The sequence below is a fragment of the Corallococcus llansteffanensis genome (assembly GCF_003612055.1).
GTDB classification, from domain to species: domain Bacteria; phylum Myxococcota; class Myxococcia; order Myxococcales; family Myxococcaceae; genus Corallococcus; species Corallococcus llansteffanensis.
The window spans coordinates 12,681-39,141 of sequence record NZ_RAWB01000019.1 but is presented as its reverse complement, the minus strand read 5'-3'; the positions used below and the strand labels follow the sequence as shown (position 1 = coordinate 39,141).

Sequence of the window (26,461 nt, the reverse complement as noted above, 5' to 3'; positions counted from 1 at the left end):
CAGCTTCGCCCTCAGCACCAGCGTGTTGACGAAGAAGCCAATCAGCCCCTCCGTCTCTCCTCTCGTGCGATTGGCGATCGCCGAGCCCACGCAGACGTCCTCCTGCCCCGCGTACTTGCCCAGCACCGTCTGGAACGCCGCCAGCAGCACCATGAAGGGCGTTGCGTTCTCCCGCTGCGCCAGCCCCTTCACCGACTCCCAGAGCCCCTTCGGCCACTGCAACAGCCTCGTGTCTCCCCGGAACGTCTGCACCGCCGGACGCGGCTTGTCCGTCGGCAACTCCAGCGCTCTGGGCGCCCCTTGCAGCTGCTGCTTCCACCAGTCGAGCTGGGCCTCCAGCACTTCGCCCTTCAGCCATTCGCGCTGCCACACCGCGTAGTCCGCGTACTGCACGGGAAGCTCCGCCAGTGGTGATGCACGGCCCTGCGCGTAGGCTTCGTACAGCGCCACCATCTCGCGGACGAGGACGCCCATCGACCAACCGTCCGACACGATGTGGTGCATCACCAGCACCAGCACGTGCTCTTCCTCCGCCAGCTTCAGCAGCGTCGCCCGCAGCAGCGGTCCCTGCTCCAGGTTGAACGGGTGCCTGGCCTCTTGCTCCGTGAAGCGCTTCGCCTCCAGAGCACGCTCGGTTTCGGGCAGCGCTCCAAGCTCCACCACCTCCAGCCGGGCCTGCGCCTTGGAGGAGATGACCTGCACGGGCATTCCGCCCTCGCTCTGGAACGTGGTGCGGAGCGATTCGTGCCGACGCACCAGTTCATCGAGGCTCCGCTCCAACGCTCCGATGTCGAGCCTCCCCGTGAGCCTCACCGCCACGGGCACGTTGTAGAAAGAGCTGCCCGGCTCCAGTTGATCCAGGAACCAGAGCCGCTGCTGCGAGAACGACAAGGGCAGAGCCCCCTCGCGCGAGGCCCGAACCAACGGAGGTGCCTGCACGGCCGCTCCAGACCCCGACGCACGTTCCAGGTGCTGTGCCAGCTTCTCCACCGTGGACGCTTCGAAGACGTCCCTCAGCGGCAGCTCCACATGGAATGCCTCGCGCACACGAGACACCAACTGCGTCGCCAGCAGCGAGTGGCCGCCCAGTTCGAAGAAGTCTCCGTCCAGGCCGACCCGTTCGACGTTCAGCACCTCGGCGAAGATGGCTGCCAGCTTCTGCTCGGCCACCGTGCGCGGGGCCACGAACAGGGCGCTCGTGGTGCCCTCCGTGTCCGGTGCGGGCAGGGCCTTGCGATCCACCTTGCCGTTGGGCGTCAGGGGCAGTGCGTCCAGCACCATGTAGGCCTGCGGCACCATGTACTCCGGCAGTCGCTGCTTCACGTGGCTCCGAAGCTCGCTGGCCTCCAGTGCGGTGCCCTCCTCCACCGTGACGTAGGCCACCAGTCGCTTGCCTTCGGCCCCGTCTTCCCGAGCCACCACCACGGCCTCGCTGACTCCGGCGTATTGGGTCAGTGCGGCTTCCACTTCGCCCAATTCAATGCGGTAGCCCCGCACCTTCACCTGCGTGTCCGTGCGGCCCAGGAACTCCAGCGTGCCGTGGCTCAACCACCGCACCTTGTCGCCCGTGCGGTACAGCCGACTGCCGTCTCCGAAGGGGTTCGGGATGAAGCGCTCCGCCGTCAGCTCTGGGCGCCCCACGTAGCCGACTGCCAGACCCTCGCCTCCCACGTACAGTTCGCCCGGCACTCCCACCGGTACCGGCTGCATCGCCCCGTCCAGCACGTACGCCGTCGTGTTGGGAATCGGCCGGCCGATGGACACCGAGGTGCCCACCTCCTCCGGTTTCTCCATCCGGTAGGTGCTGGAGAACGTCGTGTTCTCCGTCGGCCCGTACCCGTTGATGAGTACGCCTCCGGAGGCAAGCCGCTCCTTCACGCGGCCCACCGGCAGGACGTCTCCACCCGCCAGCACCTGCTTCACCTTCGATAGGGCCTGCGGTTGCCGCGCCTGCATCTGCTCGAAGAGCGCCGCCGTCAGCCACAGCGAGGTGACGCCCGACGCCTCCAGCGTGCGGCCCAGTTCCTCCAGCGACGGCGTGCCCGCCGGGTACACCACCAGCTTCGCCCCATGCAGCAGTGCGCCCCAGACTTCCAGCGTCGAGGCGTCGAAGGAGATGGGCGCCAACTGGAGCCACACCTCTTCCGGCCCGAAGTGCGCGAAGTCCGTCCCCTGCACCAGCCGGGACACCGCGCGGTGCGGCACGCCCACGCCCTTCGGCTGGCCCGTGCTGCCCGACGTGAACATCACGTACGCCAGGGAGTCGCCGCCGACGTTCGAGAACGGGTTGCTCTCGGGCTGGCGCGCGATGAAAGCCCACTCGGTGTCCACGCACACCACCAGCTCACCACCCGAGGCCACTTCGTCCGCCAGCTTCTCCTGGGCGACCAGCAGCGCCACCCCGGCCTCGCGCTTCATCCACGACAGCCGCTCCAGCGGGTAGCTGGCATCCAGCGGGACGTACACGCCTCCCGCCTTCAAGATGCCCAGCACGCTCACCACCAACTCCAGCGAGCGCTCCACGCACAGGCCCACTCGCACTTCGGGCCCCACGCCCATGGCCTTCAAGTGGTGCGCGAGTTGATTGGCCCGCCGGTTCAGTGCCGCGTACGTCAGCCGCTGGCCCTGGTACTCCACCGCCACCGCTTCCGGCGTGCGCTGTGACTGTGCTTCGAACAGCTCCGGCAACGACTTCTCGCGCGGGTACTCCGTAGCCTTCCCGCTCCACTCCCGCACCAGCCGCTGCTGCTCCTGCGGCCCCATCAGCGGCAGCTCCCACAACCGCTGCTCCGGCCGAGCGACCGCCGACTCCAGCAGCACCCTCAAGTGCTCCAGCAGCCGATGCATCGTCTCCGCATCAAACAAGTCGCTGTTGTAGTTCACCGCCGCCACCACGCCGTGCGGCACTTCCTCCACCACCAGTGACAGGTCGTACTTCGACGTCTTTCCTTCCGACTCCATCCCGGAGAGCGTCAGCCCTTGCGCCAGCTTCACCTCCGACACGGGCGTGTTCTGCAGCGTCAGCGTCACCTGGAAGAGCGGACTCCGGCTCAGGTCACGCTCCGGCCGCAGCTCCTCCACCAGCTTCTCGAACGGCACCTCCTGGTGCGCGTACGCTCCCAGCGTCACCTCGCGCATATGCGCCAGCAGCTCGCGGAAGCTCTGCTCTGGCGTCAGCTTCGCCCTCAGCACCAGCATGTTGGCGAAGAAGCCGATCAGGCCCTCCGTCTCTGCTTGCGTGCGCCCCGCGATGGGCGAACCCACGCTCACGTCCTCCTGCCCCGAGTAGCGCGACAGCACTGTCTGGAACGCCGCCAGCAGCACCATGAACGGTGTCGCACCCTCGCGCTGTGCCAGGGCCTTCGCGCGCTCCCACAGGGGCTTGGGCCACTGGTGCTCGAAGTGCCCTCCGCGGAAGGTCTGCACCGCGGGACGGGGCCGGTCGGTGGGCAGCTCCAGCGCTCGCGACGCGCCTTCGAGCCGCTGCTTCCAGTAATCGAGCTGCGCCTCCAGGACGTCGCCCTTCAGCCACTCGCGCTGCCACACCGCGTAGTCCGGGTACTGCACCGCCAGCTTGGGGAGCGGTGACGCATGTCCCTGCGAGAAGGCCTCGTACAGCCCCGCCACCTCACGGACGAGGACGTTCATCGACCAGCCATCCGACACGATGTGGTGCATCACCAGCACCAGCACGTGCTCCTGCTCGGAGACCTTCAGCAGCGTCACCCGCAGCAGCGGGCCCCTCTCCAGATCGAACGGCTGGTTCGACTCCTGCTCCGCCAGGCGAGTGGCCTCCGCCGCGCGGGTTTCTTCCGGCGAGGACTCCAGGTCCACGAGCCGGAAGGCCAGCACCGGCTCCTCCGCGATGACCTGGACGGGCCTTCCGTCATGGGTGCTGAACGTCGTCCGCAGCGACTCGTGGCGGCGCACGAGTTCCTCGAAGCTCCGCTGGAGCACTCCCGTATCCAGGAGGCCCTCCACCCAAACCACCGCGGGCACATTGTAGAAGGCACTGCCTGGCTGCATCTGATCCAGGAACCACAGTCGCTGCTGCGCGAACGACAGCGGCAATGCCGCCCCGGGGGCCGTGCGCGGCTTCAGCGACGGGACCGTGAGCGACTGGCCAGCGCGAGCAGCCTGTTCAATCCGCTCGGAGAGGGCCGCCACGGTCGGTGCCTCGAACAGCTCCCTCAGGGGCAGCTCGATGCCGAAGGCGCCGCGGATCCGCGACACCACCTGTGTCGCCAGCAGCGAGTGCCCGCCCAGCTCGAAGAAGTGGTCCTTCGAGCCAATGCGCTCGACCCCCAGCACCTGGGAGTAGAGACCCGCCAGCAGCTCCTCGGTGGGGGTACGGGGTGCCTCGTACTCGGAGCTGGCCGTGCGAAGCCCTGCCTCCGGCGCGGGCAGCGCCTTGCGGTCCACCTTGCCGTTGGGCGTCAGGGGCAGTGCGTCCAGCACCACGTAGACCGACGGCACCATGTACTCCGGAAGTCGCTGCTTCAGGTGGCTCCGAAGCTCGCTGGCTTCCAGCGCCGCTCCATCACGAGCTGTCACGTAGGCCACCAGTCGCTTGCCTTCCGCGCCCTCGTCTTTCGCCACAACCGCCGCTTCGCTGACAGCGGTGTACGCCGCCAGGGCGGCTTCCACCTCTCCCAGCTCGATGCGGTAGCCCCGCACCTTCACCTGCGTGTCACGCCTTCCGAAGAACTCCAGCCGCCCGTCCTCCTGCCACCGCACCACATCTCCCGTGCGGTACAGCCGGCTGCCGTCCCCGAAGGGGTTCGGGATGAAGCGCTCCGCCGTCAGCTCCGGCCGGCTCACGTAACCGACTGCCAGACCCTCGCCTCCCACGAACAGCTCGCCCGGCACGCCCACCGGTACCGGCTGCATCGCCCCGTCCAGCACGTACGCCGTCGTGTTCCGGATGGGCTGGCCAATGGACACCGAGGCGCCCACCTCCTCCGGTTTCTCCATCCGGTAGGTGCTGGAGAACGTCGTGTTCTCCGTCGGCCCGTACCCGTTGATGAGTACGCCTCCGGATTCCAATCGCTCCTTCACGCGGCCCACCGGCAGCACGTCGCCACCCGCCAGCAACTGCCGCACTCCCGCCAGCGCTTGCGGCTGCCTCGCCTGCATCTGCTCGAAGAGCGCGGCTGTCAGCCACAGCGAGGTGATGCTGGACTCCTCCAGCTTGCGGCCCAGTTCCTCCAACGACGGCGTGCCCGCCGGGTACACCACCAGCTTCGCCCCGTGCAGCAGTGCTCCCCAGACTTCCAACGTCGAGGCGTCGAAGGAGATGGGCGCCAGTTGCAGCCACACCTCCTCGGGCCCGAAGCGCGCGAAGTCCGTCCCCAGCACCAGCCGCGACACCGCCCGGTGCGGGACTCCCACACCCTTCGGCTGACCCGTACTGCCTGAGGTGAACATCACGTACGCCAGGTGGTCGCCGCCGACACTCGGGCTCGGGTTGCTCTCGGGCTGACGCGCGATGGAACCCCATTCGGTGTCCACGCACACCACGGGTCCGCCTTCGGTGAGGCCCACGGACTGAAGCAGCTTGTATTGGCCTACCAGCAGCGAGACTCCGGCCTCGCGCTTCATCCACGACAGCCGCTCCAGTGGGTAGCTGGCGTCCAGCGGGGCGTACACGCCTCCCGCCTTCAAGATGCCCAGCACGCTCACCACCAGCTCCAATGAGCGCTCCACGCACAGGCCCACGCGTACCTCGGGCCCCACGCCCATCGACTTCAAGTGGTGCGCGAGCTGATTGGCTCGCCGGTTCAGCTCCGCGTACGTCAGTCGCTGCCCCTCGTACTCCACCGCCACCGCTTCCGGCGTCTTCAAGACCTGCGCTTCGAACAGCTCCGGCAGCGACGTCTCGCGCGGGTACTCCGCCGTCTTGCCGCTCCATTCCTTCACCAGCCGCTGCTGCTCCTCCGGCCCCATCAGCGGCAACTCCCACAGCCGCTTCTCCGGCACCCTCACCGCCTCTTCGAGCAACACGCGCAGGTGCCCCAAGAGCCGCTCCACCGTGCGGCCCTCGAACAAGTCGCTGTTGAACTCCAGCGCGCCCGCGAGGCCTCCGTCGCTCGACTCACCCAGGCCGAGCGTCAGGTCGAACTTCGCCGTCTTCCCCGAGGACTCCGCCGCCTCCAGCTTCAGCCCCGGTAGGCTCACCGCTCCGCCCGGCGCGTTCTGCAGCACGAACATCACCTGGAAGAGCGGACCCCGGCTCAAGTCACGCTCCGGCTGCAGCTCCTCCACCAGCTTTTCGAAGGGCACTTCCTGGTGCGCATACGCCCCCAGCGTCACCTCCCGCACCTGCCCCAGCAGTTGCCGGAAGCTCTGCTCCGGCGTCAGCTTCGCCCTCAGCACCAGCGTGTTGACGAAGAAGCCAATCAGCCCCTCCGTCTCTCCTCTCGTGCGATTGGCGATCGCCGAGCCCACGCAGACGTCGTCCTGCCCCGCGTACTTGCCCAGCACCGTCTGGAACGCCGCCAGCAGCACCATGAAGGGCGTTGCATTCTCCCGCTGCGCCAGCCCCTTCACCGACTCCCAGAGCCCCTTCGGCCACTGCAACAGCCTCGTGTCTCCCCGGAACGTCTGCACCGCCGGGCGCGGCTTGTCCGTGGGCAACTCCAGTGCTCTGGGCGCTCCTTCAAGCTGCGTCTTCCAGTATCCCAGCTGCTCTTCCAGCACCTCGCCCTTCAGCCATTCGCGCTGCCACACCGCGTAGTCCGCGTACTGCACGGGGAGTTGCGCCAGCGGCGATTCACGGCCCTGCGCGTACGCCTCGTACAGCGCCACCACTTCCCTCACCAGCACGCCCATCGACCAGCCGTCCGACACGATGTGGTGCATCACCAGCACCAACACATGCTCTTCCTCCGCCAGCTTCAGCAGCGTCGCCCGCAGCAGCGGCCCCTGCTCCAGGTTGAAGGGACGCTGGAGCTCCTGTTCGATCCAATGCTGCGCCGTGGCTTCACGCTCCGCCGCCAGCGCGGTGACATCCATCTGGCGGAAGGACTGGACCGGCTCCTCCGCGATGACCTGCACCGGCTCGCCACCTTCCGCGCGGAACGTCGTGCGCAGCGATTCGTGCCGGCGCACAAGTTCGCGGAAGCTGGTCTCCAGGGCCGTGGCATCCAGGTGCCCCGTGAGCTTCACGACCGAGGGAACGTTGTAGAAGGGACTGCCCGGCTCCAGCTGGTCGAGGAACCACAGTCGCTGCTGCGCGAACGACAGCGGCAGCGGCTTGTCCCGAGGCGCCCGCTTCAGTGGCGGCGCTCGGGCCGCGGACTCTTCCTTCCCGAACCCTTCTTCGATCCGGAGGGCCAGCTTCTCCACCGTGGGCGACTCGAAGATGTCACGCAGGGGAAGTTCCACCCGCAGCTCTTCCCTCACCCTCGACACCAACTGCGTGGCCAGCAGTGAGTGCCCACCCAGTTCGAAGAAGTCTCCGTCCAGGCCTACCTGGGGGGCGCTCAGCACCTCGGCGAAGATGGCCGCCAGCTTCTGCTCGGTGGCTGTGCGCGGTGCCACGAAGTGCTCGGGCCGCGGGCTTCGCGCCTCGGGTGCGGGCAGGGCCTTGCGGTCCACCTTGCCGTTGGGCGTCAGGGGCAGCGCGTCCAGCACCACGTAGGCCTGCGGCACCATGTACTCCGGCAACCGCTGCTTCACGTGGCTTCGAAGCTCACTGGCCTCCAGTGCGGTGCCCTCTTCCGCCGTCACGTAGGCCACCAGTCGCTTGCCATCGGCCCCGTCTTCCCGGGCCACCACCACGGCCTCGCTGACTCCGGCGTATTGGGTCAGTGCGGCTTCCACTTCGCCCAGCTCGATGCGGTAGCCCCGCACCTTCACCTGCCCGTCGCGCCTGCCGAAGAACTCCAGGCGTCCGTCCGCCAGCCACCGCACCGTGTCGCCCGTGCGGTACAGCCTCTCGCCGTCTCCGAAGGGGTTGGGGATGAAGCGCTCCGCCGTCAGCTCCGGCCGGCCCACGTAACCGACGGCCAGGCCCTCGCCTCCCACGTACAGCTCGCCCGGCACGCCCACCGGTACCGGCTGCATTGCCCCGTCCAGCACGTACGCCGTCGTGTTGGGAATCGGCCGGCCGATGGATACCGACGTGCCCACGTCCTCCGGACTCTCCATCCGGTAGGTGCTGGAGAACGTCGTGTTCTCTGTCGGCCCGTACCCGTTGATGAGCACGCCTCCGGAGGCAAGCCGCTCCTTCACGCGGCCTACCGGCAGCACGTCGCCACCCGCCAGCAACTGCCGCACTCCTGCCAGCACTCGCGGCTGCCTCGCCTGCATCTGCTCGAAGAGCGCCGCCGTCAGCCACAGCGACGTGATGCTGGACTCCTCCAGCTTGCGGCCCAGCTCCTCCAGCGACGGCGTGCCCGCCGGGTACACCACCAGCTTCGCTCCGTGCAGCAGTGCTCCCCAGACTTCCAACGTCGAGGCATCGAAGGAGATGGGCGCCAGTTGCAGCCACACCTCCTTGGGCCCGAAGCGCGCGAAGTCCGTCCCAAGCACCAGCCGCGACACCGCGCGGTGCGGCACGCCCACGCCCTTCGGTTGGCCCGTACTTCCCGAGGTGAACATCACGTACGCCAGGTGGGTGCCACCGACGTTCGAGTTCGGATTGCTCTCGGGCTGGCGCGCGATGGAGCCCCACTCGGTGTCCACGCACACCACCAACTCACCACCCGAGGCCACCTCGTCCGCCAGCTTCTCCTGGGCGACCAACAGCGCCACTCCGGCCTCGCGCTTCATCCACGCAAGCCGCTCCAGCGGGTAGCTGGCATCCAGCGGGACGTACACCCCTCCCGCCTTCAGGATGCCCAGCACGCTCACCACCAACTCCAGCGAGCGCTCCACGCACAGGCCCACGCGCACCTCGGGCCCCACTCCCATCGCCTTCAGGTGGTGCGCGAGCTGATTGGCTCGCCGGTTCAGCTCCCCGTACGTCAGCCGTTGCGCCTCGTACTCCACCGCCACCGCTTCTGGCGTCCGCTGCGCCTGCGCTTCGAAAAGCTCCGGCAGCGACTTCTCACGCGGGTACTCCGTAGCCGTGCCGCTCCACTCCCGCACCAGCCGCTGCTGCTCCTGCGGCCCCATCAGCGGCAGCTCCCACAACCGCTGCTCCGGCCGCGCGACCGCCGACTCCAGCAGCACCCTCAAGTGCTCCAGCAGCCGATGCATCGTCTCCGCTTCAAACAGGTCGCTGTTGTAGTTCACCGCCGCCACCACTCCGTGCGGCACCTCCTCCACCACCAGCGACAGGTCGAACTTCGACGTCTTGCCTTCCGCCTCCATCCCGGAAAGCGTCAGCCCCTGCGCCAGCTTCACCTCCGTCACCGGCGTGTTCTGCAGCGTCAGCGTCACCTGGAACAGCGGGCTCCGGCTCAAGTCACGCTCCGGCCGCAGCTCCTCCACCAGCTTCTCGAACGGCACCTCCTGGTGCGCGTACGCTCCCAGCGTCACCTCCCGCACCTGCCCCAGCAGCTCGCGGAAGCGCTGCTCCGGCATCAGCTTCGCGCGCAGCACCAGCATGTTGGCGAAGAAGCCAATCAGCCCCTCCGTCTCCGATTGCGTACGTCCCGCGATGGGCGAACCCACGCAGACGTCCTCCTGCCCCGAGTAGCGCGACAGCACCGTCTGGAACGCCGCCAGCAGCACCATGAACGGCGTCGCGCCCTCGCGCCGGCCGAGCACTTCCATGTCGCGCCACAGCGCCTTGGGCCACAGCACGTGCCGCAGCTCACCGCGATACGTCTGCACCGCGGGACGCGGCTTGTCCGTGGGCAGCTCCAGCGCGGCCGGGGCTCCCTCCAGCCGCTGCTTCCAGTAGTCGAGCTGCGCCTCCAGGACCTCGCCCTTCAGCCACTCGCGCTGCCACACCGCGTAGTCCGGGTACTGCACCGCCAGCTCTGGCAGCAGCGCCGGGCGCCCCAACGCGAAGGCCTCGTAGAGCGCGGCCACCTCGCGGACGAGGACGCCCATCGACCAGCCGTCCGACACGATGTGGTGCATCATCAGCACCAGCACGTGCTCCTGCTCCCCGAGCCGCAGCAGGGAGGTCCGCAGCAGCGGCCCCTTCTCCAGGTCGAACGGCCGGAGCGCCTCCGCCTCCGCGCGATGCCGGGCCTCCTGCTCCCGCTCGGCGCCTGGCAGTCCACCCAGGTCCACGACCTCCAGCACGACCCGGGCCGCCGGCGAGATGACCTGCACGGGCAGACCGCCCTCGGCGCGGAACGTCGTCCGCAGGGATTCGTGACGGCGGACCAGCGCGTCGAAGCCGCGCTCCAGGGCGGCCACGTCCAGCGGTCCCGTGAGCTTCACCACCGCCGGGACGTTGTAGAAGGCACTGCCGGACGCGAGCTGCTCCAGGAACCACAGTCGCTGCTGCGCGAACGACAGCGGCAGGACGTCCTTCCGCTCCGCCCTCGGCTTCAGCGGAGGTGCCACGAAGCCCGCGCCGGACCGCACCGCGCGGTCCACCCGCTCGGCGAGCACCGCCACCGTGGGCGCCTCGAAGAGCTCCCGCAGCGGCAGCTCGATGCCGAAGGCGCCGCGGATCCGCGAGATGGCCTGCGTCGCCAGCAGCGAGTGCCCGCCCAGTTCGAAGAAGCCGCCGTGGATGCCCACCTGCTCCAGGCCCAGCACTTCGGCGAAGAGGCCCGCCAGGACCTCCTCGGTGGCCGTGCGCGGTGCGACGAAAGCCCCTGGCTCCGCTGCCTGGAAGTCCGGTGCCGGCAGCGCACCGCGGTCCACCTTGCCGTTGGGCGTCAGGGGCAGCGCCTCCAGCACCACGAAGGCCTGCGGGACCATGTAGTCGGGCAGCGTGCGGCCCAGGAAGTCGCGCAGGGCGTCCGCCTCCAGGAGCTGGCCCGGCTTCGGCACCGCGTACGCCACCAGTCGCCTGCCACCCGTCATGGCCTCGCGAGCCACCACCACGGCTTCGCGCACCTCGGGGTGCCGCTCCAGCGCCGCTTCCACCTCTCCCGGCTCCACTCGGTAGCCGCGGACCTTGAGCTGGTGATCCACGCGCCCGAGGAACTCCACCTGTCCCTCCGCCAGCAGACGGGCCCGGTCCCCCGTGCGGTACATCCGCGCTCCCGGCACGTCCGAGTACGCGTCCGGCACGAAGCGCTCGGCCGTCAGGTCCGGGCGGCCCAGGTAGCCCCGGCCCACGGCGCTCCCACCGATGCACAGCTCTCCCGGGATGCCCGCGGGCACCGGGCGCAGGTGCGCATCCAGGACGTAGATGCGCGCGTTGGGAATGGGCCGGCCCAGCGGCACGGACGCGGACACGCGGCCCTCCGCCCCACGCTCCACCCGCAGCGTGAGCACGCCCACGGTCGTCTCGGTGGGCCCGTAGTGGTTGAACACCACCAGGTCCGGCGCCAGCGCGTGCACGCGGTCCATCAGCGACCAGTCGGAGACGTCACCGCCCAACACCAGGCGCTGGCGTGGCAACACCCGCTGGGGGTTCCCGGAGGCCAGGAGCGCCTGCAGGTGCGCGGGGACGATCTTCAGGCAGTCCACCGCCTCGCGCTCGAAGAGCTCGGCCAGCGCGGCCGGATCCGACGCGCGCTCGCGCGACACGAGGTGCAGCGCGCCGCCCCGGCAGAGCGTCGGGAAGACGGCGGTATGGCCCAGGTCCGCCGCCAGCGTGGACACGGAGGCGAAGGAGGCGCCTTGCGGAAGCTCCAACCGGCGCGACACGCCTTCCACGTAGTTGACGAGCTGCCGGTGCTCGATGGCCACGCCCTTCGGCCGGCCCGTGGAGCCGGAGGTGAAGATGACGTAGGCGAGGTTCTCCGGGGCCGCCGTGGGCACCGGGTTGCCTTCACTCCGCTCCGCCAGCGGGCCCGCGTCCGAATCCAGGCGGATCACCCCTCCACCGTCCCAGCCCAGACCGTCCGCCAGGGCCGAGTGCGTGACGAGCACCCGCGCTCCCGCGTCCGCGAGAACACCCCGGAGGCGCTCGGCGGGGAACGCGAGGTCCAGCGGAACGTAGGCCCCGCCCGACTTGAGGATGCCCCACAGGCCCACCAGCGCACTGGCCGAGCGGTCCAGGTACAGACCCACCGGGACGTCCGGACCCACGCCCATGGAGCGCAGGTGGTGCGCCAGTTGGTTGGCCCGCCGGTTCAGCTCGCGGTACGTCAGGCGCGAGTCCTCGGCCACGACGGCGAGCGAGTCAGGCGTCCGCTCCACCTGCGCCTCGAAGAGGGCCTGGACGGTGGTGGGCGCGAAGCCCGTGCGGGTGTCGTTCCACTCCACGAGCACCCGGCGATGCTCCGCCTCTCCCAGCAGTGGCAGCTGCGCCAGGCGCGCGTCGGGAGTCCGCACGGCGGCCTCCAGCAGCACCCGCAGGTGGCCGGTCAGCCGGTCCATCGTCCCGGGTTCGAAGAGGTCGCGGTTGTACACGACCCCGACCGAGAGCCCCTGCGGCGTCTCGGTCAGCTCCAGCGTCAGGTCGAACTTCGACGTCCGGGCCTCCCCGTCCATCCCCGCCAGGGTGAGCCCCGGCAGGCGCAGCTCCACCGCAGGCGTGTTCTGCAGGATGAACATCACCTGGAAGAGCGGGCCGCGGCTCAGGTCGCGCTCGGGCTTGAGCTCCTCCACCAACCGCTCGAAGGGGGTGTCCTGATGCGCATACGCTCCGAGCGTCGTCTCCCGCACCTGCGCCAGCAGCTCACGGAACGCGGGGTTGCCACCCAGCCGCGCCCGCAGCACCAGCGTGTTGACGAAGAAGCCGATGAGCCCTTCCGTCTCGGCCCGGGTGCGATTGGCGATGGGCGAGCCCACGCACACGTCGTCCTGCCCCGAGTAGCGCGACAGCACCGTCTGGAACGCCGCCAGCAACACCATGAACGGCGTCGCGCCCTCCCGGTGCGCGAGCGCCTTCACCGACTCCCACAGCTCACGCGGCCACTGCACGTCGCGGCTGTCGCCCCGGAACAGCTGCACCGCGGGGCGCGGCTTGTCCGTGGGCAGCTCCAATGCGCGAGGAGCTCCCTGGAGCTGTTGCTTCCACCAGGCGAGCTGGGCGTCCAGCACTTCGCCCTGGAGCCACTCGCGCTGCCACACCGCGTAGTCCGCGTACTGGAGGGGGAGCTCGGGCAGCGGCGACGGCCGGCCCTGCGAGCATGCCTCGTACAATGCGGCAGCCTCGCGGACGAGGACGCCCATGGACCAGCCGTCCGAGACGATGTGGTGCATCACCAGCACCAGCACGTGCTCCTGCTCGGACAGCTTCACCAGCACCGTGCGCAGCAGGGGCCCCTGCTCCAGCTTGAACGGAAGCGACGCTTCCTGGCCCAACAGCCGCTGCGTCTCCTCGGTGCGCTCCACCTCGGGCAGGCCGCTCAGGTCCACCGCGCGCAGTCGCACGCGCGACTCCGGAGCAATCACCTGCACGGGCGTGCCAGCCTCCGCATGGAAGGTCGTGCGCAGCGATTCGTGCCGACGCACCAGCGCGTCGAAGGCCTGCTCCAGCGCGGCGACCCGCACGGTCCCCGTCAACTTCACCGCCACCGGGATGTTGTAGGACGGGCTCCCCGGCTCCAGTTGATCCAGGAACCACAGGCGCTGCTGTGCGAAGGACAGGGGCAGCGCACCCGTGCGCGGCACCCGCTTCAACGGCGGCGCATGGAGGCCCTGTGTGTGGGTGAGCCCACCTTCCAGACGCTGCGCCAGCTTCTCCACCGTGGACGCTTCGAAGACATCCCGCAGCGGGAGTTCCACCTGGAAGGCCTCGCGCACGCGAGACACCAGCTGGGTCGCCAGCAGCGAGTGCCCGCCCAGCTCGAAGAAGTCTCCGTCGAGGCCGACGCGCTCGACGTTCAGCACCTCGGCGAAGATGGCCGCCAGCTTCTGCTCGGTGGCCGTGCATGGCGCCACGAACCGCGCGCTCGTGGTGCCTTCCGTGTCCGGTGCGGGCAACGCCTTGCGGTCCACCTTGCCGTTGGGCGTCAGGGGCAGCGCGTCCAGCACCACGTAGGCCTGCGGCACCATGTACTCCGGCAGCCGCTGCTTCACGTGGCTGCGAAGCTCGCTGGATTCCAGTGCGGCGCCCTCCTCCGCCGTGACGTACGCCACCAGTCGCTTGCCTTCGGCTCCATCCTCCCGGGCCACCACCACGGCCTCGCTGACTCCGGCGTGCTGCGCCAGTGCGGCTTCCACTTCGCCCAGCTCGATGCGGTAGCCCCGCACCTTCACCTGCGTGTCCGTGCGGCCCAGGAACTCCAGCGTGCCGTCGCTCAACCACCGCGCCTTGTCACCCGTGCGGTAGAGCCGCTCGCCGTCTCCGAAGGGATTGGGGATGAAGCGCTCCGCCGTCAGCTCCGGTCGGCCCACGTAACCGACGGCCAGGCCCTCGCCTCCCACGTACAGTTCGCCCGGCACTCCTGCGGGCACGGGCTGCATCGCCCCGTCCAGCACATACGCCGTCGTGTTGGGAATCGGCCGGCCGATGGACACCGAGGTGCCCACCTCTTCGGCCCGCTCCATCCGGTAGGTGCTGGAGAACGTCGTGTTCTCCGTCGGCCCGTACCCGTTGATGAGCACGCCTCCGGATTCCAATCGCTCCTTCACGCGGCCCACGGGCAGGACGTCGCCACCGGCCAGTAGCTGCTTCACCTTCGCCAGGGCCTGCGGCTGCCTTGCCTGCATCTGCTCGAAGAGCGCCGCCGTCAGCCACAGCGACGTGATGGCCGACTCCTCCAGCTTGCGGCCCAGCTCCTCCAGCGACGGCGTGCCCGCCGGGTACACCACCAGCTTCGCGCCGTGCAGCAGCGCACCCCAGACTTCCAGCGTCGAGGCGTCGAAGGAGATGGGCGCCAGTTGCAGCCACACCTCCTCGGGCCCGAAGCGCGCGAAGTCCGTCCCCAGCACCAGCCGCGACACCGCACGATGCGGCACGCCCACGCCCTTCGGTTGGCCCGTGCTGCCCGACGTGAACATCACGTACGCCAGGTGGCCGCCGCCGACGTTCGAGTTCGGATTGCTCTCGGGCTGGCGCGCGATGGAACCCCACTCGGTGTCCACGCACACCACCAGCTCACCACCCGAGGCCACTTCGTCCGCCAGCTTCTCCTGGGCGACCAGCAGCGCCACTCCGGCCTCGCGCTTCATCCACGACAGTCGCTCCAGCGGGTAGCTCGCATCCAAGGGGACGTACACGCCTCCCGCTTTCAAGATGCCCAGCACGCTCACCACCAGCTCCAGCGAGCGCTCCACGCACAGGCCCACGCGCACCTCGGGCCCCACTCCCATCGCCCGCAGGTGGTGCGCGAGCTGATTGGCCCGCCGGTTCAGCTCCGCGTACGTCAGCCGCTGGCCCTCGTATTCCACCGCCACCGCTTCTGGCGTCCGCTGCGCTTGAGCCTCGAAGAGGACGTGCAAGCTGGAGTCGCGCGGGTACTCCGCCGCCGTGCCGCTCCACTCCCGCACCAGCCGCTGCTGCTCCTGCGGTCCCATCAGTGGCAGCTCCCACAACCGCTGCTCCGGCCGCGCGACCGCCGACTCCAGCAGCACCCGCAGGTGCTCCAGCAACCGCTTCATCGTCTCCGCTTCGAACAGGTCGCTGTTGTAGTTCACCGCCACGGCGAGTCCGTGCGGCGCCTCTTCCACCAGCAGCGACAGGTCGAACTTCGAGGTCTTCTCCTGGGCGTCGACGCCCTTCAGCGTCAGCTCCCGCAGCCGGACCTCGGACGCGGGGGTGTTCTGCAGCGTCAACGTCACCTGGAACAGCGGGCTGCGGCTCAGGTCGCGCTCGGGATGCAGTTCCTCCACCAGCTTCTCGAAGGGCACGTCCTGGTGCGCATACGCGCCCAGCGTCACCTCCCGCACCTGCCCCAACAGCTCGCGGAAGCTCTGCCCGGGTGACAACTTCGTGCGCAGCACCAGCGTGTTGACGAAGAAGCCGATGAGCCCCTCCGTCTCCTCGCGCGTCCGGCCCGCGATGGGCGAGCCCACGCTCACATCCTCCTGCCCCGAGTAGCGCGACAGCACCGTCTGGAACGCCGCCAGCAGCACCATGAACGGCGTCGCGCCCTCCGTCTGCCCGAGCGCCTTCACCGCCGCCCACAGCTCCGCCGGCCAGCTCACGTCCAGCATCCCACCGCGGAAGGTCTGCATCGCCGGACGCGGATGGTCCGGGGTCAGCTCCAGCGCTCGCGGAGCGCCTTCGAGCTGCTGCTTCCAGTACGCCAGTTGCTTCTCCAGCACGTCGCCCTTCAGCCACTCGCGCTGCCAGACCGCGAAGTCGCCGTACTGGAGCGGCAGCTCCGGCAGCGGCGATCGCTGCCCCTGGGAGAGCGCCTCGTAGAGCGCCACCACCTCGCGCACGAGGATGCCCATGGACCACTCGTCCGACACGATGTGGTGCATCACCAGCACCAGCACGTGCTCCTGTTCGCGCAGACGCAGGAGCGTGGCCCGCAGCAACGGGCCCTTCCTCAGGTCGAAGGACCGCTGGGTCTCGTCCTCCGCCCACCGCTTCGCCTCCGCGTCGCGGTCCGCTTCCGGCACCTCTTCCAGCGACACCCTCGCGAAGGCGAGCACCGGCTCCGGCGAGATGACCTGCACCGGCGTGCCGCCCCCGGAGTGGAACGTCGTGCGCAGCGATTCGTGCCGGCGCACCAGCTCCTCGAAGCTCCACTCCAGCGCGCGCGCATCCAGCGGCCCGGTCAGCTTCACCACCGCGGGCACGTTGTAGAAGGCGCTCCCTGGCTGGAGCTGGTCCAGGAACCAGAGCCGATGCTGCGCGAACGACAGCGGCAGCTCCCGGACGCCTGGCAGGGCCTCGATGCGGGGCACCGGCCGCGCGGGACCCTGCCGCTGAGCCTGGTCCACCCGCCGGGCCAGCTCGGCCACCGTGGGGGCCTCGAACAGCTCGCGCAGCGCCAGCTCCACCCGGAAGGTCGACCGCACCCGCGACACGAGCTGCGTGGCCAGCAGCGAGTGTCCGCCCAGCCCGAAGAAGTCGTCGTGCACCCCCACGCGCTCCACGCCCAGCAGCCGGCGGAAGAACCCGGACAGCAGCTCTTCGGTGGGGGTGCGCGGCGCGACGTACTCGCGCCCGGTGACGTCCACGTCCGGCGCGGGCAGCGCCTTGCGGTCCACCTTGCCGTTGGGCAGCAGCGGCAGGGACTCCAGGACCACGAAGCGCGAGGGCACCATGGGCGGCGGCAGACGCCGGGCCAGGTGGGCGTGCAGCTCGGTGGCGTCCAGCGCCCCGGAGGCTTCCGCCGGCGGCGCGGAGGCCCGAGGTACCACGTAGGCCACGAGCCGCGTGTCACCCGGCACGTCCTCGCGCGCCACCACCGCCGCGAGGCGCACGGCCGGGTGCTCCGCCAGCACTGCCTCTACCTCACCCGGCTCGACGCGGTAGCCCCGCACCTTCACCTGTGCGTCCACGCGGCCCAGGAACTCCAGCGAGCCCCCGGCGAGCCAGCGCACCCGGTCCCCCGTGCGGTACAGCCGCGCGCCCGGATCGCCACTGAAGGTGTCTGGCCCGAAGCGCTCCGCCGTCAGGTCCGGCCGGCCCACATAGCCGCGCGCAAGGCCATCGCCTCCAATGAACAGCTCCCCAGGGACTCCCGTGGGGACCGGCTGGCCTCGGGTGTCCAGCACGTACGTCCGCGTGTTCCCGATGGGGCGGCCGATGGGCGCGGTGGGGCCCTCGCCCGGATCTCCTCCGAGCCACGCCGTCGCGTCGACGGTGGTCTCCGTGGGCCCATAGGCGTTGACGAGGAGCGTGGACGGCAGCCGCTCATTCGCCTGGCGCACGAGCTCCACCGGGAGCGCCTCGCCCCCGGACAGCAGCACGCGCAGGCCCGACGCGCGCCCGACGCGCTCATCCTGCAGCAGGACCCGCAGCTGCGACGGCACGAGCTGGAGCACCGTCACCCGCAGTCGCTCCAACGAGGCCAGCAGGGCCTCCGTGTCCCCTTCCGCGTCGGCCGGCGCGAGCACCAGTCGGGAGCCGGACACCAGCGTGGCCAGCACCTCCGGCACCGAGGCATCGAAACCGAGCGAGGCCTTCTGCAGCACCCGGTCCCCGCTTCCCAGCGCCAGCGCGGAGCTGTACCAGGCCGTGTGCCGCGCGAGCGCGCGATGGGAGACGAGCACGCCCTTGGGGCGGCCCGTGGAGCCGGAGGTGAAGAGGACATAGGCGGCGTTGTCCGCCACCACGCCCGAGTCCCACGTCGCGGCGGGCACCGCCTCCAGGTCCTCATCGAGCCACACCACGGGCGTCGCGCTCGCGGGCAGCACGTCCCGCAGGACACGCTGTGCGAGCAGCACCGCGGGGCGCGCGTCCTCCCACAGGAGGGCCAGGCGTTCACGCGGAGCGTCCGGCTCCAGCGGCACCCAGGCGCCACCCGCCTCCAGGATGGCGAGCAGCCCCGTCACCATCTCGGGCGAGCGTCGGGCGCACAGGCCCACGCGCACCTCGGGCCCCACGCCGAGCCGCCGCAGGTGCCCGGCCAGCGTCCGCGTCCGCGCCATCAGCTCCGCGTAGGTGAGCTGTCCGGACTCCCAGGAGAGCGCCACGGCGTCCGGCATGCGCGCCGCGAGGGCCGCCAGCTGCACGTGCACGGGCGTGTCGCGCGGGTACTCCACCGCGGTGTCGTTCCACTCCACGAGCAGCCGGTGTCGCTCCTCGGAGGACAGCAGCGGCAACGCGGCCAGACGTTGATCCGGCGTGGCCACCGCTGCCTCCAGCAGCGTGACCCAGTGCGCGGCCAGGCGCTCGATCGTGGAGGACTCGAAGAGGTCGGAGTTGTACTCGAACACCCCGGAGAAACCCTCCGGCAGTTCCTCCAGCGCCAGCGTGAGGAAGAACTTCGCGGCGCCGAGCTCCGTGTCCATCGGGCGCATCTCGAGCCCGGATACGCGCGACTCGGGCACGGGCGTGTTCTGCAGGGAGAACATCACCTGGAACAGCGGCGAGTGGCCGAGGCTGCGCTCCGGCTGGAGCTCCTCCACGAGCTGCTCGAAGGGAACGTCCTGGTGCGCATAGGCCCCGAGGGCGGCGTCCTTCACCTCACCGAGCAGGGTGCGGAACGGCTTCTCCGCGAAGGGGCGGGCCCGCAGCGCCAGCGTGTTGACGAAGAAGCCGATGAGCCCTTCGGTCTCCGCGCGGTTGCGGCCCGCGACGGGCGTGCCCACGACGAGGTCGTCCTGGCCCGAGTAGCGGGACAGCAGCGCCTGGAAGCCCGCGAGCAGCACCATGAAGGCCGTGGCGCCTTCCCGCTGTGCCAGGGCCTTCACGGCGGAGGAGAAGGTCCGGGACAGACGGACCGGGACGTTGGCGCCGCGGAAGGTCTGCACCGCGGGCATCGGCCGGTCGGTGGGGAGCCCGAGCACGTGGGGCGCGCCAGCGAGCTGCTGGCGCCACCAGTCGAGCTGCCGCCGGAGCGCGCCACTCTCCAGCCAGGCGCGCTGCCAGGCGGCGAAGTCGGCGTACTGCACCTCCAGCTCGGGCAGTGGAGAGGGCTGGTCCTCGCGGAAGGCTCCGTAGAGGGTGGAGAGCTCCCGGACGATGACGCCCAGGCTCCACCCATCCGAGACGATGTGGTGCATGTTCGTCAGCAGCACGTGCTCCTGCTCCGAGCGCTTCAGCAGGCGCGTCCGGAGCAGTGGACCGCTGGAGAGGTCGAACGGGCGGAGTGATTCCTCATGCAGCAGCCGGTGGACTTCCCCTTCGGCCTGTTCCGGGGGAAGCGAGCACAGGTCCACCACGGTCATGGCGAGCACGGGCTGCTGGGAGATGATCTGCACGGGCGTGCCGCCCTCGGTGCGGAACGTCGTGCGGAGCACCTCGTGACGGCGCACCAGCTCGCGAAGGCCGCGCTCCAGCGCATCCACGTGCAGCGAGCCCGAGAGCCGGATAGCCAACGGGATGTTGTAGAAGGGGCTGCCCGGCTCCAGTTGGTCGAGGAACCACAGCCGCTGTTGCGCGAAGGACAAGGGCAGCGCGCCCAGGCGCGGCACCCGCTTCAGCGGCGGTGCCTGGAGGGCCGAGGCATTCGCCTGCGTTTCCTCCACCCGCCGGGCCAGCTTCTCCACCGTGGGCGACTCGAAGATGTCACGCAGGGGCAGTTCCACCTGGAACGCCTCGCGCACGCGAGACACCACCTGCGTGGCCAGCAGTGAGTGTCCACCCAGCTCGAAGAAGTCTCCGTCCAGGCCCACCTGGGGGGCGCTCAGCACCTCGGCGAAGATGGCCGCCAGCTTCTGCTCGGTGGCCGTGCGCGGAGCCGCGAAGCGCTCGGGTTGTGGGCTTCGCGCCTCCGGTGCAGGCAGGGCCTTGCGGTCCACCTTGCCGTTGGGCGTCAGCGGCAGCGCGTCCAGCACCACGTAGGCCTGCGGCACCATGTACTCCGGCAGCCGCTGCTTCACGTGGCTTCGAAGCTCACTGGCCTCCAGCACAGCGCCTTCCTGCGCCGTGACGTAGGCCACCAGTCGCTTGCCTTCGGCCCCGTCTTCCCGGGCCACCACCACGGCCTCGCTGACTCCGGCGTATTGGGTCAGTGCGGCTTCCACTTCGCCCAATTCAATGCGGTAGCCCCGCACCTTCACCTGTCCGTCACGCCTTCCGAAGAACTCCAGGCGTCCGTCCGCCAACCACCGCACCGTGTCGCCCGTGCGGTACAGCCGCTCGCCGTCTCCGAAGGGGTTGGGGATGAAGCGTTCCGCCGTCAGCTCCGGCCGGCCCACGTACCCCACGGCCAGGCCCTCTCCTCCCACGCACAGCTCGCCCGGCACTCCCACAGGTACCGGCTGCATTGCCCCGTCCAACACATAGGCCGTCGTGTTGGGAATCGGCCGGCCGATGGACACCGAGGTGCCCACGTCCCCCGGACTCTCCATCCGGTAGCAACTGGAGAACGTCGTGTTCTCCGTCGGCCCGTACCCGTTGATGAGTACGCCTCCGGAGGCAAGCCGCTCCTTCACGCGGCCTACCGGCAGGACGTCGCCACCAGCCAGTAGCTGCTTCACCTTCGATAGGGCCTGCGGCTGCCTCGCCTGCATCTGCTCGAAGAGCGCCGCCGTCAGCCACAGCGAGGTGACGCCCGACGCCTCCAGCGTGCGGCCCAGTTCCTCCAGCGACGGCGTGCCCGCCGGGTACACCACCAGCTTCGCTCCGTGCAGCAGTGCTCCCCAGACTTCCAGCGTCGAGGCGTCGAAGGAGATGGGCGCCAGTTGCAGCCACACCTCTTCCGGCCCGAAGTGAGCGAAGTCCGTCCCCAGCACCAGCCGCGACACCGCGCGGTGCGGGACTCCCACGCCCTTCGGTTGGCCCGTACTTCCCGACGTGAACATCACGTACGCCAGGTGGTCGCCGCCCACGCGTGCAGCCAGGTTGCTCTCGGGCTGGCGCGCGATGGAACCCCACTCGGTGTCCACGCACACCACCAGCTCGCCGCCCGAGGCCACCTCGTCCGCCAGCTTCTCCTGGGCGACCAGCAGCGCCACTCCGGCCTCGCGCTTCATCCACGACAGTCGCTCCAGTGGGTAGCTGGCATCCAGTGGGACGTACACCCCTCCCGCCTTCAGGATGCCCAGCACGCTCACCACCAGCTCCAGCGAGCGCTCCACGCACAGGCCCACGCGCACCTCGGGCCCCACTCCCATCGCCCGCAGCTGGTGCGCGAGCTGATTGGCCCGCCGGTTCAGCTCCCCGTACGTCAGTCGCTGCGCCTCGTACTCCACCGCTACTGCTTCAGGCGTCCGCTGCGCCTGCGCTTCGAACAGCTCCGGCAGCGACTTCTCGCGCGGGTACTCCGTAGCCTTCCCGCTCCACTCCCGCACCAGCCGCTGCTGCTCCTGCGGCCCCATCAGCGGCAGCTCCCACAGCCGCTGCTCCGGCCGCGCGACCGCCGACTCCAACAGCACCCGCAGGTGCCCGAGCATCCGGTCCATCGTCCCGGCCTCGAACAGGTCGCTGTTGTAGTTGACCAGCGCCACCACGTCGTCCTGCAGCTCCTCCACGACCAGCGACAGGTCGAACTTCGACGTCTTCTCCTCCGCCTCCATCCCCTTGAGGGTGAGGCCCCGCAGGCGGACCTCGGACGCGGGGGTGTTCTGCAGCGTCAACGTCACCTGGAACAGCGGGCTGCGGCTCAGGTCGCGCTCGGGGTGGAGTTCCTCCACCAGCTTCTCGAACGACACGTCCTGGTGCGCATACGCGCCCAGCGTCACCTCCCTCACATGCCCCAACAGCTCGCGGAAGCTCTGCCTGGGTGACAGCTTCGTGCGCAGCACCAGCGTGTTGACGAAGAAGCCGATCAGCCCCTCCGTCTCCGAGTGCGAACGGCCCGCGAGGGGCGCGCCCACGCTCACGTCGTCCTGCCCTGAGTAGCGCGACAGCACCGTCTGGAACGCCGCCAGCAACACCATGAAGGGCGTCACACCCTCACGCCGGCCGAGCGCGTCCATGTCGCGCCACAGCGCCTTGGGCCATCGCACGAGTCGGTTCGCGCCCCGGAACGTCTGCGTCAGGGGACGAGGCTTGTCGGTGGGCAGCTCCAGCGCTCGCGGCGCCCCCGCCAGTTGCTGGCGCCAGTAGGCGAGCTGCGCCTCCAGTACCGGGCCCTTCAGCCACTCGCGCTGCCACATCGCGAAGTCCGGGTACTGCACGGGCAGCTCCGGCAACGGCGACGGCTGCCCCTGGGCCAGGGCCTCGTACAGCGCGGACACCTCGCGCACGAGGATGCCCATGGACCAGTAGTCCGACACGATGTGGTGCATCACCAGCACCAGCACGTGCTCCTGCTCGGACACCTTCAGCAGCACCGTGCGCAGCAGCGGCCCCTGCTCCAGCGAGAACGGGCGGCGCACCTCTTCCTCGGCCCGGGCCTTCGCTGCGGCCTCGCGCTCGCTCTCGGGCAGCGTGCACAGGTCCACCACCTCGAGCGGCACCCGGGCCTCGGAGGCGATGACCTGCACGGGCGAGCCACCCTCGGCGTGGAACGTGGTGCGCAGCGATTCGTGCCGGCGCACCAGCTCCCCGAAGCCACGCTCCAGCGCTCCCACGTCCAGCGCGCCCGTCACCCGCACCGGAGCCCAGAGGTTGTAGGACGTGTTCGCCGGATCGAGCTGCGCGAGGAACCACAAGCGCTGCTGCGCGAAGGACAGCGGAGCCGTGCCGCGCTCGCGCTCCCTCCGCGTCAGCGGCGGCGCCGGGATGCCCGCGACGGCCACCGCCCTCGCGATCCGCTCCGCCAGCGCCGCCACCGTGGGCGACTCGAAGACGTCGCGCAGGGGCAGGTCCACCCGGAAGGCCTCGCGCACCCGCGCGACCAGCTGCATGGCCAGCAGCGAGTGCCCGCCCACCTCGAAGAAGTTGTCGTGCAGGCCCACCGACTCCAGGCGCAGCACCTCCGCCCAGAAGCCCGCCAGCATCTGCTCCGCCGGCGTGCGAGGCGCGACGTGCGCCTGCTTCCGGGGCTCCTGCACCGACTCCGGCGCGGGCAGCGCCTTGCGGTCCAGCTTCCCATTCGGCAGCAGCGGAAGCCGCTCCAGCACCACCACCGCCTGCGGCACCATGAACCGTGGCAGCCGCTGCTCCAGCACCGCGCGGACGTCCCTGCCCTCCAGCGCCCGCCCTTCGCGAGCCACCACGTAGGCCACCAGTCGCTTGTCGCCAGGAGCATCCTCGCGCACCACGACCAGCGCCTCGCGCACACCCGGCTGCCCGAGCAGCGCCGCCTCCACCTCGCCCGGCTCGATGCGATGGCCCCGCACCTTCACCTGCGTGTCGGCCCGGCCCAGGTACTCCAGCACACCGTCGCGCCTCCAGCGCGCCTGGTCCCCGGTGCGGTACAGCCGTGCGCCCGGCTCGCCATCGAAGGGACCCGGGACGAAGCGCTCCGCTGTCAGCTCCGGCCGGCCGAGGTAGCCCCGCGCCACGCCTTCGCCGCCGATGTACAGCTCGCCCACCACGCCCGTGGGAACCAGCTCCCGCTCACCGTCGAGGACGTAGATCCGGACGTTCGTCAGCGGCCGGCCGATGGGCACCTCGCGCCCGGAGTCCTCGGGCCCAGCGGACAGGTCCACCGCCGTGGCCACGGCCGTCACCTCGGTGAGCCCGTAGGTGTTCAGCAGGGGCACCGCGCTGCCCACCCGACGGCGCCACTGCGCCACCCGCTCGGGCACCGCCCGCTCGCCACCGATGACCACCCACTTCAACCCCGCGGGCAGCCGGGCCTTGCCCTCGTCCAGGCTCGCCGTCACCTCGTGCCAGAAGGCCGTGGGCAGGTTGAGCTGGGTGATGCCCGCCGCCTCGCACCGGGCGAGGAAGACGTCCGGCGCGTCGAGCATCTCCGGCGTGCGCAGCACCAGGGTGCCGCCCCGCGTGAGGCACGGATAGATCTCCTCCGCGCTCGTGTCCCAGCTGATGGACGCGAACTGGAGCACCCGGTCCCCCGGCTCCACCGGGCAGGCCTTCCACTCCGCGCGGATGAAGTTCACCAGCGAGCGGTGCTGCACCACCACGCCCTTCGGACGCCCCGTGGAGCCCGACGTGTAGAGCACATACGCCGCGGCTTCCGGAGGCACCCGCACGCCGGGCGCCGTCCCATCCCCCACCTGCGTGAGCGGTTCCACGTCCAGCCACATGCAGCCCGGTGCGCCGCCCAGCTTCTCGCGGAACGACTCGCGCGACACCACCACGCGCGCGCCGCTGTCGCCCAGCATGAAGCCCAGCCGATCCGCCGGGTACTCCGGGTCCAGCGGCACATAGGCACCGCCCGCCTTGAGCACGCCCAGGAGCGCCGCCAGCATCTCCACCGAGCGCTCCACGCACACGGCCACCCGGGACTCCAGCCCCACCCCGAGCTCCCGCAGCCGCCGCGCCACGCGGTTCGCCCGCGCGTCCAGCTCGCGGTACGTCACGGAGTCGCTGCCCGCGACCACGGCCGTGGCGTCCGGAGTGCTCGCCACCTGCGCCTCGAACAGCGCATGGGCACCGGCATCGAGAGGCAGGGCCTCCGCCGCCCCGTTCCACTCCACCAGCAGCCGCTGCCGCTCCAGGGCCCCGAGCAGCGGCAGGGTCTCCACCGCGCGCTCCGGGGACTCCACCGCCGCGTCGAGCAGCGACTCCAGGTGGCCCAGCAGCCCTTCCACGGTGGCCGCGTCGTACAGGTCCGCGTTGTACGTGGCCGCCAGTGCGATGCCTTCGGGGCCTCGCGCCATCATCAGGGTCAGGTCCAGCTCCGTGCTCGTCACGTCCGCGTCGAGCATCCGCACGCTCAGCCCCGGCACCGCGTGGACCCGTGGCAGCGCATCCAACTGCCCGAAGAGCACCTGGAACATCGGCGCGCGCGTCAGGTCCCGCTCCACGCCCAGTGCCTTCAGCAGCGGCTCGAACGGGACATGCGGGTGCGCGAAGGCCTCCACCGTGCCCGCCTTCGCGCGGCGCAGCAGCTCGCGGAAGTCCGGCCGGCCCGACAGGTCCGCTCGCAGCACCAGCGGCTCGAAGAAGAGGCCGATCAGCCCCTCCGTCTCCTTCCGGCTCCGGTTCGCATACGGCGCGCCGATGAGCAGGTCCTTCTGCCCGCTGTACCGGGACAGCAGCGCCTGGAGCCCGGCCAGCACGGCCATGAAGAGCGTGGCGCCCTCGCCGCGCGCCAGCGCTTCCAGCCGCTCCACCAACGGCAGGGGCAGCAGGGCCTTGTGCTGCGCGGCCCGTCCCGTCGCCGAGCGCCTGGGCCAATCCGTGGGCAGCTCCAGCGCGTGCGGCGCCCCCTCCAGTCGCTTGCGCCAGAACTCGAGGTGCGCATCCAGCGCCTCGCCCCGCAGCTGTCCCCGCTGCCACGCGGCGTAGTCCGCGAACTGCAGCGGCAGCTCCGGCAGCGGAGAGGGCAGACCCTGGGAGAAGGCCCCATGGAGCGCCACGACCTCGTGGGTGAGCACGCCCATGGACCAGCCGTCGGAGATGATGTGGTGCACCACCACCAGGAGCACGTGCCGCTCCGACGTCACCCGCAGCAGCACCACGCGGGCCAGCGGGCCGCGCGCCAGGTCGAACGGCGTCTGCATCTCCCGCTGGATGCGCTGGCGCACCGCGGCCTCGCGCTCAGGAGCCGGGATGTCCTTCAGCCCCTCCACGGTGAACGGAAGCCGGGCCTGGGCCTCCACGAGCTGCACCGGCGTCCCGGAGACCTCGCCGAAGTGCGTCCGCAGCGACTCGTGGCGGCGCGCGACCTCCTGGAAGCTCCGCTCCAGCACGGCCACGTCCAGGCGCCCCGACAGCTCCACCACCAGCGGCAGGTTGTAGGCCGCGAGCCCGGGGGAGAGCTGCTCCAGGAACCACATCCGCTGCTGGGAGAACGTCAGTGGCAGCGCGGGCCGGGGCTTCTTCTCCAGCCGCTTCGCGAGCAGCGCGAGCTTCTCCTCGCGCGTGAGCGTGGGCTTCTTGTCCGTCTCGTTCGCCATG

The 26,461-nt window shown here is 70.3% G+C and carries 1 protein-coding gene; it reads right to left on the bottom strand.

The features are described 5' to 3' along the window. On the bottom strand, nt 1–26,460 hold a 26,460-nt coding region (locus D7V93_RS03285; protein ID WP_120641964.1), incomplete at its 3' end, for a non-ribosomal peptide synthase/polyketide synthase. Nucleotide 26,461 lies beyond the last annotated feature (1 nt).